At 48.3% G+C, this 1,025-nt stretch carries 1 protein-coding gene; it reads left to right on the plus strand.

Annotated features, from left to right (window positions below; genetic code table 11):
- Positions 1-176: 176 nt before the first annotated feature.
- Positions 177-995: a UbiD family decarboxylase gene (locus PsAD37_RS17020; RefSeq protein ID WP_063297178.1), complete on the plus strand. Its 819-nt coding sequence runs from the start codon at positions 177-179 to the stop codon at positions 993-995.
- The last annotated feature ends 30 nt before the right edge of the window (positions 996-1,025 follow it).

The raw sequence follows: 1,025 nt of genomic DNA on the forward strand, positions 1-1,025 counted from the left end.
CCCCATCAGAACTTCAACCTGCCGTAACTTCACAACAATATCTTCAGGTTTGGGGCGCTTGATAGCCATCTATGGTCCTCCGGTTTCCTAACTATAGGCGTGGACCACTTCAAAGGGGGAGGCTCATCATAACAAACGTTCACGGTTCGTAGCCGAACATTGCATTAACGTTGGGGATGCCGAAGAATACTCCCCTTAGGGAAATCAGCGAGGAATTTAATCGACGTTATCAGAACTTTGATAGCGGTACGGTCGACGAGAAAGGTAGTGCGCCCTGGCAAAAAGTGGTGTTCGAAGGGGATGACATAAACCTATTTGCGCTTATGCCGTTTTTTCGTTTGAATTCTGGTGATGACGGTATGTACATCAACAAAGCCTCAATAACGTCTCATCACCCAGACCATTGGGATAGCTTTGAGCAACAAAATGTTGGCATGTATCGCCTACAGGTGAAGGGGCCTAGAAGTCTGAGCATTCAGATGGTTCCAGAGCATGACATCGCATTGCATTTCCGAGCTGCGGAACAGAAGAATGAACCCCTGCCCATCGCCATTAGTATTGGAAATGAGCCTATGCTCCCACTCGTAGCAAGCATGCCTCTTTTATACGACCAGGACGAATTTCAGATGGCATCTGCTTTGAATGAGGAACCTTACCCCGTGGTTGCGCTTGAGAATGGGCTGCAGGTGCCTTGGGGAGCTCAATACATTCTTGAAGGACATGTCCTTCCTCGTGTACGCGAAGTAGACGGGCCTTATGGTGAGTTTACAGGGCATCTTTCTGGTGCCCGAAATATGGGAAGCGTGGAGATCACCAAGGTATCTCATGTAGAGAATCCTCTCTATGAGTATGCCGCTATTGGTATGCCGTGGACTGAAATTGACTACATGTTTATCAATGAGCCTCCCCCTTTGAAGTGGTCCACGCCTATAGTTAGGAAACCGGAGGACCATAGATGGCTATCAAGCGCCCCAAACCTGAAGATATTGTTGTGAAGTTACGGCAGGTTGAAGTTCTGATGGGGC

The organism is Pseudovibrio sp. Ad37 (assembly GCF_001623075.1).
In the GTDB taxonomy this organism is placed as follows: domain Bacteria; phylum Pseudomonadota; class Alphaproteobacteria; order Rhizobiales; family Stappiaceae; genus Pseudovibrio.